We start from the raw sequence: 18,319 nt of genomic DNA, 5'->3' as shown, positions 1-18,319 counted from the left end.
TTTCAAAAACATAAAAAATGACAAAACAACAGCGTATTGAACAGAAACACCCGCCTCCTGGCAAGAAGGCGGGTGTTTCACAGCAAGTGCTGCTTCGTCGGTTAGTAGGCGACGATTAGCGGGCTTGCAGTTGACGATGCAGGCGATGGCGGCGCTCAAACTCACGCACCCGCTGGCGGGCAAATTCGATCGTTTGTGCGGTCATCACGCTGCGGTTTTCGTCTTTTAGCTCGCCGCCCATATGGCGAACCACCACCATGGCGGTTTCTACCATCGCCTCAAAGGCAGCGGCACTATCGATGGCGCCAGGTAGCGGCATCAACAGCGTGATACCGGGCGTCATAAACTCACCCATCTCTTCAATGGGGAAAGTACCCGGTTTAACCACATTCACCATCGAGAACTGAAGCTCACTAGCATCGCTCTCGGTTTCAAAGCGGTGGAAAACACCCATTTCACTGCTGTAGCGCAAACCGCACACCATCATCAGCTCAAGTAGTTTAGTGCCATCGAAGCCTTCTGGATCACGGGACAGAACGCTAATCACCACGACTTCTTCGGCATTGGACAGCGTCTCTTTAGCGTGTTCACCGTTCACATCATGGCGCAGAGCTTTTTCTAACGTTGGGTGTACGCGGACTCGCTCGTTCATCCCACGCTCGCCGGCCGTTTGGCCGTCATAAGCGTCTGCCTCGAAGCTTTCTTCAAAACCTTCTTCGTGGGCTGCATACTCATGGCTTGCGTAGCGACGCGCCTCTTCATCGGCAGCATGCTGCTGGGCGGCTAGCCTTTCGGCGGCAGCCGCTTCTTCACGAGCTTGGGCCTGCTCTTGAGCAAGGCGGGCACGCTCTGCGTCAGCGGCTTCTTTGGCTTCACGCTTCTGCTCTGCTTCCAGCGCTTTGCGCTCGGCCTTCTGTTGGGCCAAGGCTTGATCACGCACCGCTTTCTCAGCTTTTTTGCGCTGCTTCTCTTTACGCCGCGCAATCAAACGACGCTTCAGCGAGCGCCCCATGCCTTCAAAGTCGACCAGGCGATACTCATCAACTTCGTCATCATCCAACTCGTCGTATTCGCCCGCTGTATCAGAACGCAACTGACGCCGTTTCGGCGAATGCTCATTGGCGTGTTTAGCAAATACTGCATCTTCTGGCTCAGCCCGCAGCACAGGCTCCTGGGTGTGCTCTGGTTCCTGCTGAGTGCGAGGCTGTGCCGCCATTTCGCTGTCTGTTTCAGTGGCAGCTGCGTCACTGGCGGTGAACGAGATAGCATCTGAAGCAGCAGGTTGAGACGCTTCAACGTTCTCTTCTGCCACCGGAGAGCTAGGCGTTGCAGCAGAAGACGCAGGCTGCTCAATTTGTGGTTCCGGCTGCGAAGGTGCTGTCGCCTTGACCTGCGGCCTCTCGGTTTGAGGAGAGCCAGCTTGAGGAGAACCAGTTTGTGCAGAGTCAGTCATTGAGATACTGGGCTCGCGGCGCTCATGTTCAGTGGGCGCATTGTGGGCAGCATAACTAGCAGAAGACGTCGCCGCAGAAGTGACTGGCGGCTCTGTCTTAACGGCTACGCTTGGTGCTGGCTTAGCAACTGATGCTGCTTTATCGAGTTTATCTGCCTTATCAGCTTTGCGCTTGGCGGCTTTAGCAGAGGCGGAACGTCTAAACTCTGAAAGCACTCTAGAAGGCCCAGGATGCTCTTGACGTTCTAACTTTGGTTTATTACCTAAGCCACTATAGTCTGCGGGTTTAACAACTCGAGCACCGCCATTTGGAAGTTCCCAATTGATCTCCGCAGCTTTAGCAGCCTCCTCGGGATCATCTAGCGAACTCCCGGATAGGTCTTTCTCCGCCTGATCCAGACGGGGTACACGACGCTGCCGTTGAAGTCTTCGCACACCGTCAATAACGATGAGCGATACCAACGCCAGCCCTAAAATGATTAGCCACTCTCTTAGTTCCATGTCGAACGTTCCATGGTCGTCTTGCCGGTTGCTAAGGCACGGTGTCTAAAATGTCATGCCTGAATATAGGTAACGGCTATTGAATAATTACCTGCTATCAATAAAGCCAAGCATAGCGCGATTACTACCAAAAGGGCCAATTTTTGCTGCATTTAACGCGATTTTCACGCCATGGCAGAATTCTGCCTCTCTTTAGGCCAGAGAAATCTGACCTTAACTTCAAACAAAAGTGCCGCAATCATTAGATCTAACATCTATAAATAGCTTTATAAAGGAATCCGAGAAGCAAGAAAAGCCGTTTTGACAACCGACACACCCGCCATTGCGTATTGCCTCTATAAGCCGTTTAACCATCTCAAGCGCGCTATTAGTAGGGTTAATATAGTTAAGAAGAACGCTTTAGGACATTTTTTTACGCATTTTTCTAACAAAAAGTTTATCTACTTGGCGTTTGCCGCTTCAGCTTTGCTCACTCTACTATCGCCAATAGTGCTTTCGCTAACTCTGCTTTCGACAATAGCCTCCTTGGAAAAACGCTCTCAACAGAAGTGCTCTTCCAAGAACTCTGCTGCTTAGTCTTCGTTCTCCCAGGTCTCAATCAGAATGCTTTCACTGCTGCTTGGTAGGATAGGGAGTTAGTTTAATCGACCAGCGCCGCCGCTTCTTCAATACCCACCGAGACTAACCGCGATACGCCGGGCTCTTGCATGGTGACACCCATCAAGCGCTCGGCGGCTTCCATGGCAATCTTGTTGTGGGTGATGTAGATAAACTGAACGTTTTCAGACATCTCTTTCACCAGCCTGGCGTAACGGCCCACGTTGGCGTCATCCAAGGGGGCATCGACTTCATCCAGCATACAGAACGGCGCGGGGTTAAGCTGAAAGATCGCAAATACCAGCGACAGCGCAGTCAGCGCCTTCTCGCCGCCCGAGAGCAGATGAATGGTGCTGTTCTTCTTACCCGGCGGGCGGGCCATAATCGCCACGCCGGTTTCCAACAGATCATCGCCGGTTAGCGTTAGCCATGCAGCACCGCCGCCGAATACGCGAGGGAAAAGGGTTTGTAGCCCAGTGTTCACCTGATCAAAGGTTTCGCGGAAACGCACACGGGTTTCTTGATCGATACGCTTAATCGCCCTTTCGAGGGTTTCCAGCGCTTCGGTCAGCTCAGCATGCTGCGCTTCCAGATAATTTCGCCGCTCGGCCTGCTGGTCGTACTCCTCAATGGCAGCGAGGTTGATCGCCCCCAAGCGGCGAATTTTATCCGTGGTGCTTTCCAGGCTTTCCTGCCAACGGGTTTCCGTCGCTTCCTGGGGTAACTGTTCGGCAAGAGTCTCGACGTTATGACCAAGCTCAGCTAGCTGCTCATCCTGGGTGGTGGCTTTAAGCGCCAGCGCCTGCACGTCCATGCGCCGCTGCTGGAGCTGCTCGCGGCTCTGTTCCAGGTTGCGCTCGTGCTGCTGGCGGGCAAGTTCATCGTTACGCAGCTGTTCTGCCAGTGCCTGAGCCTGCTGACGAGTGGCGTTTAAGCGCCCTTCCTGCTGCTCGCGCTGATGAAGCAGCTCTTCAAGCTCTTCACCGGCCAGCTCGTCGGGTTCGATCAGCATTTCCCGTGACTCTTCCAGCTCGGCAATCCGCAGCGAGAGCCGCTCTTCAGAGTCACTTGAACGCGCCTGCTGTGAGCGCAGACTATCGCGCTCGGCACTCAAGCGTTCACGCTCCAGCGCCAGCGCCTGCTGCTGCGCTTTGAGCGGGGCGTGCTGCTGGGTCAACTGGTCACGCGCTTCACGCTGCCGGTTGCGCTGTTCGGCGCTGGTTTCCCGCGCTTGCGCCGCGCTTTCCAACTGTTCCATCGCCACATGCCAGCGGGCACGCTGCTCGTCGATGGTAAGCGCTAACTCCGCCTCATCTTCTTGCAGCTGGGCAAGCTCTTCATCGAGTTCAGTGGCGCGACTCTCCAGATGTTCCAAGCGCTGGGCCAGGCTGCGCTCTTTTACCGCCAGCTGTTGCAGGGTGGCGGCGTGGGCGCGCTCCTGTTCGGCCTGCTGTTCACGGGCCTGTTCCAGGGTTTCAATGGTTTCACTGGCCGCTTCACACTGCGCTTCTGCCAGCGCCAGCGCTTCTTCTTCGCTTTCGCGCTGGGCGGTCAGTTCGGCGTAGCGGCGGCGCGTTAATAGCAGCCCGTCGATACCTTCGCCGTTGGCCTGCTGGTTCAGCCAGCCGCGGCCCAGCCAAACGCCATCCTGGCTTACCACGCTTTCGCCAGGTGCGAGGTGCGCTACCTGCGCCTCCGCTTGTTCTGCCGTTTGCGTATAGTGAATGCTCGCTAACCATTCACCCAACGCACCGGCGCCTTTGACCAAGCTGTCTAATCGCTGGCCAGAGGTTGAGGCGGCGGGTGGTGTTTGATCAATCAGCCGCCACTCCGTGGCTAAGGCTTCAGGTAAAGCGGCCAGTTGGTGGCGGTTCACCAAGCGGGCATTGAGCCAAGGCGCGAGCAGCCAGGACACCAGCGTTTCCCAGCCGGGCTCAACCTGCAGTGCTTCGCCCAGTTGAGGGGCATCCGCTAAACCATACGCTTCTAAGGTCGTGCCAATAGCAGGATCGTGATCCACCAGGGCGGCATCAATCAACGCTTGAAGTGAGGCCAACTCACCCTGGCGCTGACTGAGTTCAGCGCGCTGACTGTCCCGCGTCTGAGTGGCCTGCTGGTAGGCTGCTTTAGCATCGCCGTAGCGCTGCTGCCATTGATCCCGCTGGGTTTGAAAACCTTCCGACTGCTCCTCGGCCTCGGTCAACTGCGCCTGGCACACAGCGTGCTCTTCACGCAGCGCGGTGAGATCGGCTACTTCGCTGCGCTGCTGACGGCGGCGCTGATTTTCCGCTTGTAAACGCTGAATACGCTGTTCAAGGTCGCGTAACTGATCCTGGCTGCGATCCGCATCGCGGCTGGCATCCCGCCAGCGGGTTTCGGCATCGGCCCACTGCTGCTCGGCGGCTTCCAGCGCGGGAGACGCGTCGGCCAACGCCTGCTCCAGGCTTTCGAGCTGCTCCTCCAGCGCTTCGTGTTCGGGGAGCAGATCCTCAAAGCGCTCGTCAATGGCGGCTAAACGCTCCTGATCGCCTTCGCTAACGCGGCGCTGCTCGTCCAATTCGCGCCGAGCCGTGGCGATGTCGCTGGCCAGCTGGGTTTCACGGCTACGCCGGTGGGCCTGATCCTGTTCTAAACGGGCGATGCGCGTAGTGGTTTCAAAGAACTGCTGCTGATGGCGATCGAGCACCTCAGAAAGTTCGTCGTGCTGCTCCCGGGCCTGCTCCAGGCGGGTTTCGCACTGGCGGACGCCGAAGACATCTTTTTCTACCGCTATTTCCAATTCGCGAACGCGGCTCTCTTGATGCGATTGCTCGGAGCGCAGGGCGCGCCCGCGCAGCAGCGCCAGCTCGCCCTTGAGCCGATACTCCTGCTCCTTGAGATCCTGATAGCGTTTGGCGGCTTCGGCCTGACGCTTGAGGCGCTCTAGCTGTTTATCCAGCTCTTCGCGAATATCGTCCAGACGCTCCAGGTTCTCCTGGGTTCGCCGCATGCGGTTTTCGGTTTCCCGGCGGCGCTCTTTGTACTTGGAGATACCCGCGGCCTCTTCAAGCGTTGAGCGCAGATCGTCGGGGCGGGCTTCGATCAGCCGCGAGATCATCCCCTGGCCGATAATCGCGTAGGAGCGCGGCCCCAGACCGGTACCCATAAACAGGTCGGCGATATCGCGCCGACGGCATTTCTGGCCGTTAAAGAAGTAGTTGGATTGTCCGTCGCGGGTGACTAGACGCTTAACGGCAATTTCCGCGTACTGAGCGTAAACGCCGCCCATGCTGCCATCGCGGTTGTCGAACTTGAGTTCTATGGACGCCTGGCTGATTGGTTTACGACCGGTGGAGCCGTTAAAGATAACGTCGGCCATGGATTCGCCGCGCAGGGTTTTGGCGGATGACTCCCCCATTACCCAGCGCACGGCGTCAATAATATTGGATTTACCGCAGCCGTTGGGGCCTACGATGGCGGTCATATTGCCATCAAAGGGCACCGTGACGGGATCCACAAAGGACTTAAACCCGACTAAGCGAATCGACGTTAAGCGCATACCGAAGCGGCGTTCCTGTTGCGATTATTCAAAGACACGGTTAATCACCACTTCGGCCGCTTCGTCATCTGCAATCGGCCCGATGCTGACGCTCTCAAGGTCGCCGAACAGATCCCCAGGCTGAGGTGCTGCTTGGCCAGAGGGAGAAACACGCACCACTAAACGGGCTTCCTGTACCTGGGAGATTTGCGCCTGGGGAGACATCGCGGCACTGTTATCTAGCGTCACGGTCATGGGCAGCTCGGATACTTGTGCCCGCACCACGGCCAGGGGCGGTAACTCGCCCTCAATATCGCGGGCGGTGATAAAGACGCTGGCATCGCCATCCACACGCCCGACGAGCTCCTCATCCAGCGAGACACGCACACGAATGCCGGTGCCCTCGGCGACGGCCTCTTCGGGTTCAATACCCAATCGCTCCTGAGCCACGCGAATGCCGTCGCGTAGCGAGGACACAGTGTTGGGATCCTCGATATTGGCAATCGCCCGGCGCCAGTGGTCAATAGCCTGCTCGTAATCGCCGTTGTCGAAGGCATTAATGCCCAGCAAGCCCAGCACGGTGGGCTGGCGGGGATCCTGCTCCAACGTCTCGTCAACCAACGCTTGTACTTCGTCGGTAAGCTCGCGCTCAGCCATAAAGAAACGAATTTGCGCCAACTGAGCAAGCAGCGGTGGAATGCGCCCTTCAATCTCGATCAGGCGCTCCAGGGCGTCCACGGCCTTGGGCATTTGTCCGGTTTCACGGTAGAGCGGAAACAGCTCGCTCCACACATTAGGGTTATCCGGCTGGCGTTCGGCCTGCTCCTCCATGCGCTCGATATACATGGCAAGCGATCCATCAGGGTCGTTCTGCACTTCTTGCTGCACGGCCAGTAGCACCAGGTCGCCCTCAGCGCCCTTTTGCTGATACCAAATAACGCTAACAGCGACCACAGCGAGCATCACCACAGGCACGACAATACGGCCGGCGCTGGCAGCCTTTAGCGGCCGACGCTCGCGAAAAGCAGTGTCTTCCAGCAGGCTGCGCTCGAGTTCCAGCCGGTCTTCCTCAAAGCGTGCGGCATCTATGTCGCCGCGTTCAAGAGCCGCTTCCAGTGACGCCAAGCGGCGCTTGAAAATCGCCACGTTCTGCTCAGCGGAGGTGTCGTTGGCTTCAAAATCGCGCTGCTGGTCATGCAGGGCACGCGCGTTTCTTAGCGGCGAAACCAGCAGCCACAGCGCGGGGAGCAGTAGAATGGCAATGGCTATCCAGAGCAGCGTCATGAAGACCCCTTACGGTTAGTCAGCGCGTCTATGCGCTGGCGTTCTTCGGCGCTCAACGCTTTAGCAGAGGCGTTACGGCGGGCGCGAATCATCAGCACAACCACCATCGCACCTAGCAACACCAGGGCGATGGGCAAGCCCCAAAGCAGGTAGGTACGGCTCTCTAAACGCGGGTTGTAGAGAATATATTCACCAAACCGCTGCACCATATGGTTGATAATTTCGATATCCGACTGCCCGTCTTGCAACAGTTGATAAACCCGCTCACGCATATCTGCCGAAATGGGTGCATCGGAATCGTTTATGGCTTGGTTTTCACACAGTGGGCAGCGCATGGAGGCGGTTAAATCGTGATAGCGCTTCTCCATGACCGGGTCGTCAAATTCGCGCAGTTCGATACCACCTGCCGCTGCACCAAACGCTATGACCAGCAGTAGTAGCGCTGCCATGGTTCGCATTAGCGCCATTTTTCCACCTCCGGAAGAATTCGCTCGCGCACGTCTTGCGGTGATACGTAGCCTTTATGGTGATAGCGAATGACCCCGTCGGCATCGACCAGGAATGTCTCCGGGGCGCCGTAGACGCCAAGATCAAACCCTAGCTCGCCTTCCGGATCAAAAATATTAACTTCAAACGGATCGCCAAATTCGCTGAGAAACTGCATGCCTTTCTCGCGGGTATCGCGGTAGTTGACCCCGACCATGCGAATGTCGTTATCAGCCAGTTCCAGCAGTTGCGGCATCTCCTGCTTACAGGCCGGACACCACTCGCCCCACACATTCACCAACGTCACCTCACCCTTTAACAGCGTTTGGTCAACGCAGCGATTCTCATCACGCAGCGTGCTGGCTTCAAAGGTCGGGAACTCCCGCGCCATCAGCGCTGAATCCCGCTGGGAGGGGTCCAGCGAGAGGCCTTGGTAAAAGAACAGCGCCAGGGCTAAAAAACACACCGGCAACAGTAATAGCAGTAGCCGTCGCTTCATGCCGTGGCCTCCCGTGCGCCATTTTGAGTACTGTTCTGAGTACTATCATCCTGGCTAGCCACTTTGGGCGCTTCACGGGTGGATGCGGTACGGCGGTAGCGCTTGTCGAGCACCGCCAATACACCGCCAAACGCCATTAGCAGTGCGCCCAGCCAGAGCCAACGGACGAACGGCTTATACTGCACCCGCATTGCCCAACTGCCATCGCCCAGGTTCTCACCCATGGCGACATAGAGGTCGCGGAACAGCCCTGGGCGCAGGGCCACTTGCGTCATCGGCATACCGGTGGCCAGGTAGAGACGCTTTTCGGGCCGCATGGTAAAGCTGCTGCCTGAGTCGCCGCGCTGCACTTGTAGAATCGAGGTGTCCGCCAGGAAGTTAGCGCCACGACGCTCGGTTAACTCGGTCATGGTGAACTGATAGCCCGCGACTTCGACCGTGGTGCCCGGCGACATGCGCACGTTGCGCTCAATGTTGTAGTTGGACACTACCGTCACGCCGACGATAGTGACCGCAACACCTACGTGCCCCAGCACCATGCCCCAATAAGCCAGGGAGAGCTTACGAACACCGGCCAAAAACGAACTGGCGTGGCGGGTTTTATCGAATACATCGCGCACCATCGGCAGCACAATCCAGAGGGCAGAGACAATGCCCAGGGAGACAAACAGGTTCCACTCGCCACGGTACAGCAGCGGCATTAATATGCCGATCACCAATGCGGCCACACCGGCTAACCACAGTTTACGAATCAGATCCCGTGCCGCCATGCTCTTCCAGCGCGTTACCGAGCCAAGCCCCATAAAGATACACATCAACACGGTAAGCGGCACAAACAGGGTATTAAAGTAAGGCGGGCCCACGCTGATTTTCCCCAGCCCCAGAGAATCCAGAATCAGCGGATAGACGGTACCCAGTAGCACGGTGACGGTCATAATCACCAGAAAGATATTATTAACCAGCAGCAGCGCATCCCGGGAGAGCCAGTTAAACCCCACCTTATGACTTACCCGCGGAGCGCGCAGGGCAAACACCAGCAGCGACAGCGTTACCGTAATGGCCAGCAGCATCAGGATAAAGAAACCGCGGGCCGGGTCGTTAGCGAACGCATGCACCGAGGTCAGCACCCCAGAGCGCACCAGGAAAGTGCCCATTAGCGACAGCGAGAAGGTCGAGATCGCCAGCAGCACGGTCCAGCTTTTAAACGAGCCGCGCTTCTCGGTGACCGCGAGTGAGTGAACCAGTGCGGTTCCCGTCAGCCAGGGCAGCAGTGAAGCGTTTTCGACCGGATCCCAGAACCACCAGCCACCCCAGCCAAGCTCGTAATAGGCCCACCAACTGCCTAACGCGATACCCACGGTCAGGAATGCCCAGGCCAGATTCGTCCAGGGCCTTGCCCAGCGCGTCCAGGCCGCGTCTAAACGACCGCCCATCAGTGCTGCAATGGCAAATGCAAAGACCACGGAAAAGCCCACATAGCCCATGTAGAGCATCGGCGGATGCACTACTAGCCCGAAGTCTTGCAACAGCGGGTTAAGGTCGGCGCCATCCTGGGGCATACCGGGCAGTAGCCGCTCGAAGGGGTTCGATGTCATCAGAATAAACAGTAAGAAGCCGACGCAAACCATACCCATCACGCCCATTACTCGCGCGACCATATCCCGCGGCAGGTTGCCGGTAAACAGGCTGGCCGCACACCCCCAGCCCGCGAGCATAAAGCTCCACAGCAGCACCGACCCTTCATGGTTGCCCCACACCGCGCTGAACTTGTAGTACCAGGGCAGCAGCGAGTTGGAGTTGTTGGCCACGTTCGCCACGCTAAAATCGTCCAGCATATAGCTGGCGGTCAAACAGGCGTAGGCAATGGCAATAAACACAAACTGCCCCACCGCCATGGGCTGACCATAGGCCATCCACAGCGGGCGCCGGGTGGCGGCACCGGCCAGCGGCATCACGGCCTGCACCGCCGCCATCAGCAGCGCGATAATGAGGGCAAAGTGGCCAATTTCAGGAATCATTTTGATAAACATGTGCGCTCCGAACCAGCACTGGCGGTAAGGCAAGGCGGTTAAACGGTGGGTCTTAGTATTCGCTTGCTTGGGGTACGCCTTCTTCGTCCAGGCGTTTACCCACTTCCGCGGCTTTGGCCTGGTAGTCGGCTGGCGAATAGCCCGCCTCTTCAAGTGCCTGGGCGACTTCAGGGGGCATATAGTTCTCATCGTGGCGCGCAAGCACTTTATCGGCGTACAAACGACCATCGGCCTGAAGCTCTCCGATCACCACCACGCCTTGGCCTTCGCGGAACAAGTCGGGCAGGATGCCGCTGTAGTAGACCTCCAGGTCATCAACGTAATCGGTGACGACAAACTCGACGTCCAGGCTCTCAGGGTCACGGGATACAGAACCCTCTTTTACCATGCCACCGGCGCGAATCTGCCGCTCCATGGGCGCGTCGCCCTGGGCGATCTGTACCGGGCTGAAAAACAGATTGATGTTAGCGCGCAGCGCGTACAGGGTCAGCCCCACGGCAATCGCGGCCAGCGACACAAGGCCCAGGATAATAAAGAGTTTCTGTTTACGTTTAGGCGTCATTGGGCGTTTCCCCTTGCGCTGTTTGCGCGTCTTGCACGGCGTTTCAAGCCTTTGATCAATTGGCGCTGTTCAGCACGCGCATGCCATACGGTGGCGAGCAGCAGTAGCGCTGTCACGCCCCAGGCAGACCACACATAAGGCGCGTGACCACCCATGGCGAGAAATTCGGAAAATGAGTCAAACGCCATTAGCGAGCCTCCTCTGCCGGTACTTTCACCACTTGGCCGGTCACCAATTCCTGTACCCAGCGCTTGTTAGCTTCGCGGCGCAAAATTTCACTGCGTGTGCGCATCAGCGTTAAGGCAATGAAAAAGCAGTAGAAACCCAGCACCATAATGACCAGAGGCAGCCACATTTCAGTAGGCATGGCCGGGCGCGAGGTCAGCGTAAATGAAGCGGGCTGGTGCAGGGTGTACCACCAGTCCACCGAGTATTTGATGATGGGAATATTGATCACCCCCACCATGGCCAGCACCGAGGCTGCCCGTGAGGCGCTATCGCGGCTGGTAAAAGCCCCACGCAGAGCAATTACGCCCAAGTACAAAAACAGCAAGATCAGCATTGACGTTAGCCGTGCATCCCACATCCACCAGGTTCCCCAAGTGGGCACACCCCATACGGCACCGGAAAACAGCGCGACAAAGGTCATAGCTGCGCCAAGAGGCGCCATCACCGCCGCTGCCATATCGGCGACTTTAATTTTCCAGACCATAAACACCAGGCCGGAAACCGCCATGGCAATGAAGATAGACTGAGCCAAAAAGGCCGCCGGCACATGGACGTAAATAATTCGGAAGCTATTACCCTGCTGGTAATCCGCTGGCGCAAACGCCAACCCCCACAGCGAGCCAGTGACGATCAACAGCGCCGCCGCGGCCCAAAACCAGGGCTGTAATTTGGCACTAATGCCGTAGAACCACTTGGGTGATCCCAGCTTATGTATAAAGGCCCACATAGCGTGTCCTGTCCTTAACCGTTAATACTGATACGCAGCGATGCGGCAATCGCCCACGGCGCCAACATGAGTGAGGCGGCGAGCAGCGCGCCCAGGATAGCCAGGTGTGCGGAGACACCCTCTCCAAAAATGGCCGCCTGCACCGCGCCTGCGCCAAAAATGAGCACCGGGATATACAACGGCAGCACCAGTAGCGAGAGCAGCACTCCACCCCGTGCCAAGCCAACGGTTAACGCCGCACCGATGGCGCCAATCAAACTCAAGCTTGCCGTACCCAGGGCAAGCGACAGCGCCAGCACGGCGTAGCTGCCCGCCGGCAGCGCCAGCATAATACCCAATATCGGCGCCATCAGCGCCAACGGTAGGCCTGTCAGCAGCCAATGCACGGCCACTTTGGCCAAACTTAGCGCGACTAACGGCTGCGGCGCCAATAGCAGTTGCTCCAGACTACCGTCGTCATAATCGCTGCGAAACAGGCTGTCTAATGAAAGCAGCGCGGCTAACAAAGCTGCGACCCACAGCAAACCTGGAGCAATCACCGCTAACAGCTCAGGGTCGGGCGAAATAGCGATCGGGAACAGCGTGATCACCAGGGCAAAAAACACCAGTGGATTGAGCACTTCGCCACGACGTCTCAGCAATAGCGTTAAGTCACGCACGAGCGTGGCCTTCACTGCGGTCATTAACCCACCATTATGCTCACGCAGTGGCACTGCTGAAACCTGTTGGGTGGTCTCCGAGCTTTGTGAAGAGCTATTTGAAGCGCCATGTAAAGAGCTGTGCAACCCTTTCTCCTTTACCCTAGGGATATCCGTCTGAGCAACGGTGAAGCGGTTAACTCGTGGTGTGTCGTTACTAACACACAGCCCCCCGCCTGAGCGTGGGCAACCAGCTGTCTTTCTAGATCAGCGACGCCGTGGCGATCAATCGCGGTAAAAGGCTCATCCAGTACCCATAGGGCGCGCGGCGTTAACGTTAAGCGCGCCAGAGCCACACGGCGCTGTTGCCCTGCTGAGAGTTGCCCTGCGGGCACATCTTCAAAGCCTGCCAACCCAACCCGTTCAAGAGCTTCCAGGCGCTGCTCTTCATTACCGCTTTCCCCGCTTAAGGCCTGGTACCAGGCTAAATTTTCTAACGGTGAAAGCCCTGATTTAATGCCTGGTGCGTGTCCTAAATAGAGCAGATTCGCGAGAAAATGTTCGCGTGTCTCGTTCATCGCAGCGCCATTCCAGAACAGTTCGCCCTGGTAGTCACTGAGCTGGCCGGAGAGAATTTTCAGAAGGCTGGTTTTACCACTACCATTGGGCCCTTCAATTCGCACTATTTCACCGCTGCGAACCTCCAGATCCAACCCTTGAAACAGCCAGCGGTCATCGCGTTCACAGGCAAGCTGTCGGGCTTGTAGACACAGGCTCAAGCGTCTCTCCTGGCATATTGATTTCGCGTCGAACTCTACACGTAAAGCCCCTTTCTCGCCACTCACACAATGCGGCGCTGGGTCGCAGCGTGATCTTCATCAATATGTCGTGAGAGCAATTATCTCTGGCACTGTATGCAAAAACAGGTCTACAATGAAAACCACTGTATGAAAGAACATGCAATGGAGATTCTTTGATGACCCTATCGATGGCAGCACCTACCGTTACGTTTGGCCGTAGACAACCGACACCGCGCCCTTACGCAATGGCGCCTAGCATTACCCGACGCAATACCTATGCACTCAAAGTGCGTGGCAATGCACTGTGTGATTGCAACTTGTTCGATGGCGATGTCATTATTATCCGGCGCTATCAACACGATACCCAGACAGAAACTGCCGTTGCCGAAATAAACCAGCAAACGATCGCCTTGAGGCAGCTCTCTATCAGCCGCTTTGGCGTAGAGCTATGGCCAGAAGATACTTTGCAGCCAGCGCTATTTTTGCACAACCGGGATATTCAGGTACTCGGCATGGTAATGGGTGTGAAAAGTGAGACTACCTTTACGGAGCATTAATGCGCTATCGGGTTCCCGAGTTACCCACAGGGTCATGGCACACGGCTGACATTGAAGTAGAAAAGAGCCAATTTATCACCTGGATCTGCCACGCTCCCGATATCAACGCATTCACTACTCTGCTGAATGCGGCGAAAACCGCGCATCCTAATGCCAGCCACCACTGCACTGCCTACATTGCCGGGCCACCCGGCGAGCAAAATCTGATTGGCTTTTCCGATGATGGCGAGCCTGGCGGCACCGCTGGCCGCCCCATGTATCAGGTTCTCCAGGGGAGCCAACTGGGCCAGATTGGCTGTGTGGTCATTCGTTATTTTGGCGGTACAAAGCTCGGCACCGGTGGCTTAGCCCGCGCCTACGCTCAGGCGGTTAGCCATGCCCTTGAGACACTCGCTACCCGGGAAGTGGTTGAGCGCGACACCTACACCCTGCGCCTTACTTTTGCCAATGAAGCGGTTGCCCGCGCCTGGTGCGAAGAGCACGACATCCCTATTGAGCAAGCCGACTACGATGGTGATGGCGTTCGCCTGACCATTGGCTGGCCACGAGACTACCCGCTTGACCTTGCCCCGCTAGAAAACCGCTTGAAGAGTGCTATTGAGGTTCTCTCTGCACCAAAGGCATAACGCAGCAGATGAAAGGGCCCCATATGTCATTGCGAGGAGCTTGCGACGCGGCAATCTCGTTCTGCGGTGGCAAACAAACCGAGATCGCCGCGCTTCGCTCGCGATGACACTCACCGGCCATTGCGAGGAGCCTGCGACGAAGCAATCTCAAGCCTACCCTGAGAACCAACCCCAGATTGCTTCACTGCGTTCGCAATGACACCCCTATGTCGTTGATGGCAGAGGACTAGTTAACCCAGGTATTTAATCATTACCCCGGCCGCGACTGCCGACCCAATAACACCCGCCACGTTGGGGCCCATGGCATGCATCAGCAGGAAGTTATGTGGGTTGGACTCCAGCCCCACCTTATTCGCCACCCGCGCTGCCATAGGCACGGCGGAAACGCCCGCGGCACCGATCAATGGGTTGATGGGCATTTTGCTCACCAGGTTCATCAGCTTGGCCATCAATACCCCAGCGGCCGTGCCGATACCAAAGGCGACAATACCCAGACCTAATATCCCCAGCGTCTCAAATGCCAGGAAACTCTCGGCCATCAGTTTGGAGCCTACCGACAGTCCCAGGATAATCGTGACGATATTGATCAAGGCGTTTTGCGCGGTATCCGACAAGCGCTCGACTACGCCACACTCACGCATCAGATTACCGAAGCAGAACATACCGAGTAGCGGTGCCGCATCGGGCAGAAACAGCGCGACCAGAATCAGCAGCATAAGCGGGAAGATGATTTTTTCCAGCTTGGAGACCGGCCGCAACTGGGTCATCTTGATTTGACGCTCTTTATCGGTGGTCAGCAGACGCATGATGGGCGGCTGTATCAGCGGTACCAACGCCATATAGGCGTAGGCAGCCACCGCGATAGCACCCAGCAGCTCCGGCGCCAGCACGCTGGAGACGTAGATGGAGGTCGGGCCATCCGCCCCGCCAATAATACCAATGGCGGCGGCCTGATTGAGCGAGAAATCCATGATGCCCATCGAGGTGAGCGCCACGGCACCAAACAAAGTGGCAAAAATGCCAAACTGAGCGGCCGCACCTAAAAACAGCGTGCGCGGATTGGCCAGCAGCGGACCGAAGTCGGTCATGGCGCCCACACCCATAAAGATAATCAGCGGGGCGATACCTGAACCAATTGCTACTTTATAGAAGTTGTAAAGCATGCCATCGCTATAGCCGACGCCCACGGCGATATCACGTGCGGCACGCACCTGATCCGGTGCGACGCCATCGTGGGCTATCACTTTTAACGATTCACGCCAGGCTTCCGCATTCGCTAACGGATCCAGCGTCGCGCCCAGCGCTGCCGCTATCTGCTGTAGCACTGCGGGTTTCGCCACCTCGATCGCTTGGTCTAGCGCTGAAATCGCCAACCCTGCTTCGGGAATATTGGCCAGAATGCCGCCAAAGCCAATCGGCACCAGCAGCAGCGGCTCAAACTTCTTATAAATGGCCAGGTAAAGCAGCAGTAGCCCCACCATGATCATGACGGCTTGGCCAAGCTCAAGGTTATATAGCCCAGAGCCTTCCCATAACGTTACTAATTTATCCATTACTGGGCCCTTAGAGCTCGATCAGCGCATCGCCTACGGCTACGCTGTCGCCCTCGCTGACGTTAACCTTAGACACAGTGCCTGCGATACTGGCACGCACTTCGGTTTCCATTTTCATCGCTTCAAGAATGATCACCACATCCCCTTCAGCGACTTTATCGCCAGGGCGGACATTAACCTTGAAGATATTGCCGGCCAGCGGCGCATCAATGCTCTCACCAGTGGGTGCAGACACTTCCTCTTTGGGGGCGCCAGTGCTGGCCGCCGTTTGCTCCTGCACTTCGCCCAGTTCACCACCTTCAGACACTTCCACCACGAAGGCTTTACCGTTGAGCTTAACGGTATAGGTTTCCGGGCCACTGCTAGCCACCGGCTCTTTGCTTTCCACCTTGGCGGGTGTCTTTTCAGCACTTGCGTCAGTTGCCTGGGGGGCAGGTTCAAAGGCGTCGGGATTGTCGCGGTTTTTAAGGAACTTCAAGCCGATCTGCGGGAACAGCGCGTAGGTCAGAACATCATCTACTTCGCGCTTGCCTTCGGCCAAGCGAATGCCTTCAGCGCTGGCATTCTCTTTCAGCTCGGCAGCTAGCCTATCCATTTCCGGTGAGAGGTTATCCGCCGGGCGACAGGTAATCGGCTCACCGCCTTCCAAGACGCGCTTTTGCAATTCGGCGTTGAAGGGTGCTGGGGCAGCACCATATTCACCTTTGAGCAGCGCCTGAACCTCCTTGGAGATCGACTTGTAGCGCTCGCCCATCATCACGTTCATGACCGCCTGGGTGCCGACGATTTGCGAGGTGGGCGTCACCAGCGGAATAAAGCCCAGATCTTCGCGCACGCGGGGAATCTCGCTGAGCACGTCGTCCAGCTTATCGCCCGCGCCCTGCTCTTTGAGCTGGCCTTCCATGTTGGTCAGCATACCGCCGGGCACCTGAGCAATCAGGATGCGCGAATCAATGCCGCGCAGCGAGCCTTCAAAGGCGGCGTACTTCTTGCGTACTTCGCGGAAGTAACCGGCAATATCTTCTAGCAGCTCAAGATCCAGACCGGTATCGCGGCCGGTGTCTTTCAGCATTGCCACCACTGACTCTGTGGGGCTGTGACCATAGGTCATCGACATGGACGAGATCGAGGTGTCGACGTTATCGATGCCCGCTTCTACCGCTTTCAAAATAGTCGACGTAGAGAGGCCGGTGGTGGCGTGGCAATGTAAATGCACCGGAATCGATAACTCTTTCTTGAGCCGGGTGACCAGATCGAATGCCGTATAGGGCGTCAGTAGCCCCGCCATATCCTTGATAGCCAATGAATCTGCGCCTAAGCCAGCAATGGTTTTGGCGAGATCAACCCAGCTATCCAGGGTATGTACCGGGCTCACGGTGTAAGAGATGGTGCCCTGGGCGTGACCTTCGACGTTACGCACCGCCTGAATGGCGCGCTCTAAATTGCGCGGGTCATTCATGGCATCGAAAACACGGAAGACATCAACGCCGTTGGTTTTCGCCCGCTCGACAAACTTATCGACAACGTCATCGGCGTAGTGGCGGTAGCCCAGCAGGTTCTGACCACGTAGCAACATGGCCTGAGGCGTATTGGGCATAGCCTCTTTTAATGCACGAATGCGCTCCCACGGATCTTCGCCCAAATAGCGGATACAGGCGTCATAAGTGGCCCCACCCCAGGTTTCCAGCGACCAATAGCCAACGCGATCCAGTTTTTCGGCGATCGGTAGCATATCGTCCAGCCGCATACGTGTAGCGAATAGCGATTGATGGGCATCGCGCAGCACGACATCAGTAATGCCTAGAGGGCGTTTTATTTCGTTCATTGTCATGGCTCACAGTAGAGAGTTGTAAGTTTGTAGTAAAAATAACAAAAAAATAGCCACAAGAGGGCCAAAATGAAAAAAATCGAGAAAGTTAACGACGCCGGCTTGAGCGATAACGATGCACTGCAGCACTGATCACCGCCATGACCTCGTCATTTTGCGCAGAGGAACCCGAAGATGGCGACGATTTATTGCCCGTATTAACAGCCACAGGGGCGGGCTGAAAACGCCCAACAAGCTTCGACATCAGCGTAACGCTAATGACCAAAACAGTAAGAAAAACAAACACTACGCCCATACCGAGCGCCATCAACGCCAGCCCTTCTTGCAATAGTTCTAGATCCTGCATAAAGCGATCTCCTTGAAGCCCGGTGTCTTGAAGCACAGCTCAAGTACCATTTTTACGCACATCATGACGCCAATACGGTGAAAGGCG

General features: G+C 56.7%; 16 protein-coding genes. 2 read left to right on the top strand and 14 right to left on the bottom strand.

Annotated features, from left to right (window positions below):
* Positions 1–115 precede the first annotated feature (115 nt).
* The 11 genes from zipA to ccmA form a co-directional block, all read right to left on the bottom strand.
* Positions 116–1,954 carry a cell division protein ZipA gene (zipA, locus tag YERSI8AC_RS03615; RefSeq protein ID WP_159176101.1) on the bottom strand — a complete coding sequence of 613 codons (1,839 nt, stop codon included), beginning with the start codon at positions 1,952–1,954 and terminating at the stop codon, positions 116–118.
* Positions 1,955–2,594: 640 nt separating this feature from the next.
* A complete protein-coding gene (gene smc, locus YERSI8AC_RS03610) occupies positions 2,595–6,089 on the bottom strand; it encodes a chromosome segregation protein SMC (RefSeq protein WP_159176100.1) in 3,495 nt (1,164 codons plus the stop codon).
* 24 nt (positions 6,090–6,113) lie between these two features.
* Entirely contained in the window at positions 6,114–7,352 is a 1,239-nt protein-coding gene (gene ccmI / locus YERSI8AC_RS03605) for a c-type cytochrome biogenesis protein CcmI (RefSeq protein WP_159176099.1), read from the bottom strand.
* A complete protein-coding gene (locus tag YERSI8AC_RS03600; protein WP_039858734.1) occupies positions 7,349–7,819 on the bottom strand; it encodes a cytochrome c-type biogenesis protein in 471 nt (156 codons plus the stop codon). The genes ccmI and YERSI8AC_RS03600 overlap by 4 nt, the downstream gene beginning before the upstream one ends.
* Complete coding sequence (locus tag YERSI8AC_RS03595) at positions 7,810–8,337, bottom strand: DsbE family thiol:disulfide interchange protein (protein ID WP_159176098.1); 528 nt, start codon at positions 8,335–8,337, stop codon at positions 7,810–7,812. The genes YERSI8AC_RS03600 and YERSI8AC_RS03595 overlap by 10 nt, the downstream gene beginning before the upstream one ends.
* Entirely contained in the window at positions 8,334–10,367 is a 2,034-nt protein-coding gene (locus YERSI8AC_RS03590) for a heme lyase CcmF/NrfE family subunit (RefSeq protein WP_022519954.1), read from the bottom strand. Before YERSI8AC_RS03590 ends, YERSI8AC_RS03595 begins: the two co-directional genes overlap by 4 nt.
* A gap of 52 nt (positions 10,368–10,419) precedes the next feature.
* Positions 10,420–10,929 carry a cytochrome c maturation protein CcmE gene (gene ccmE / locus YERSI8AC_RS03585; RefSeq protein WP_022519955.1) on the bottom strand — a complete coding sequence of 170 codons (510 nt, stop codon included), beginning with the start codon at positions 10,927–10,929 and terminating at the stop codon, positions 10,420–10,422.
* Positions 10,926–11,117 carry a heme exporter protein CcmD gene (ccmD, locus tag YERSI8AC_RS03580; protein WP_022519956.1) on the bottom strand — a complete coding sequence of 64 codons (192 nt, stop codon included), beginning with the start codon at positions 11,115–11,117 and terminating at the stop codon, positions 10,926–10,928. Before ccmD ends, ccmE begins: the two co-directional genes overlap by 4 nt.
* Positions 11,117–11,884, bottom strand: coding sequence for a heme ABC transporter permease (locus YERSI8AC_RS03575; protein ID WP_009286787.1), 768 nt, complete (start codon positions 11,882–11,884; stop codon positions 11,117–11,119). Before YERSI8AC_RS03575 ends, ccmD begins: the two co-directional genes overlap by 1 nt.
* Before the next feature lie 14 nt (positions 11,885–11,898).
* Positions 11,899–12,567, bottom strand: a complete 669-nt coding sequence (gene ccmB, locus YERSI8AC_RS03570) for a heme exporter protein CcmB (RefSeq protein WP_223828158.1) — start codon at positions 12,565–12,567, stop codon at positions 11,899–11,901.
* 113 nt (positions 12,568–12,680) lie between these two features.
* Positions 12,681–13,301 (bottom strand): cytochrome c biogenesis heme-transporting ATPase CcmA, encoded by a 621-nt coding sequence (ccmA, locus tag YERSI8AC_RS03565; RefSeq protein WP_159176097.1) that lies wholly within the window; start codon positions 13,299–13,301, stop codon positions 12,681–12,683.
* 197 nt (positions 13,302–13,498) lie between these two features.
* Between ccmA and YERSI8AC_RS03560 the strand changes: the two genes are divergently transcribed.
* Together YERSI8AC_RS03560 and YERSI8AC_RS03555 are read left to right on the top strand one after the other, a co-directional pair.
* Positions 13,499–13,879, top strand: a complete 381-nt coding sequence (locus YERSI8AC_RS03560; protein WP_022519959.1) for a LexA family protein — start codon at positions 13,499–13,501, stop codon at positions 13,877–13,879.
* Positions 13,879–14,505 (top strand): IMPACT family protein, encoded by a 627-nt coding sequence (locus YERSI8AC_RS03555; RefSeq protein ID WP_159176096.1) that lies wholly within the window; start codon positions 13,879–13,881, stop codon positions 14,503–14,505. Before YERSI8AC_RS03560 ends, YERSI8AC_RS03555 begins: the two co-directional genes overlap by 1 nt.
* Positions 14,506–14,735: 230 nt before the next feature.
* Here the strand turns inward: YERSI8AC_RS03555 and YERSI8AC_RS03550 are convergent, their stop codons facing one another.
* The 3 genes from YERSI8AC_RS03550 to YERSI8AC_RS03540 form a co-directional block, all read right to left on the bottom strand.
* Positions 14,736–16,058: a sodium ion-translocating decarboxylase subunit beta gene (locus YERSI8AC_RS03550; RefSeq protein WP_022519961.1), complete on the bottom strand. Its 1,323-nt coding sequence runs from the start codon at positions 16,056–16,058 to the stop codon at positions 14,736–14,738.
* Positions 16,059–16,068: 10 nt separating this feature from the next.
* Complete coding sequence (gene oadA / locus YERSI8AC_RS03545) at positions 16,069–17,883, bottom strand: sodium-extruding oxaloacetate decarboxylase subunit alpha (RefSeq protein WP_159176095.1); 1,815 nt, start codon at positions 17,881–17,883, stop codon at positions 16,069–16,071.
* A 91-nt stretch (positions 17,884–17,974) separates the two neighbouring features.
* Positions 17,975–18,232: an OadG family protein gene (locus YERSI8AC_RS03540; protein ID WP_022519963.1), complete on the bottom strand. Its 258-nt coding sequence runs from the start codon at positions 18,230–18,232 to the stop codon at positions 17,975–17,977.
* Positions 18,233–18,319: the final 87 nt, after the last annotated feature.

The sequence above is a fragment of the Halomonas sp. 113 genome (assembly GCF_904067645.1).
Taxonomy (GTDB): Bacteria; Pseudomonadota; Gammaproteobacteria; order Pseudomonadales; family Halomonadaceae; genus Vreelandella; species Vreelandella titanicae.
Note: the sequence above shows the minus strand (reverse complement) of the source record. Positions and strands in the feature narration are given on the sequence as shown.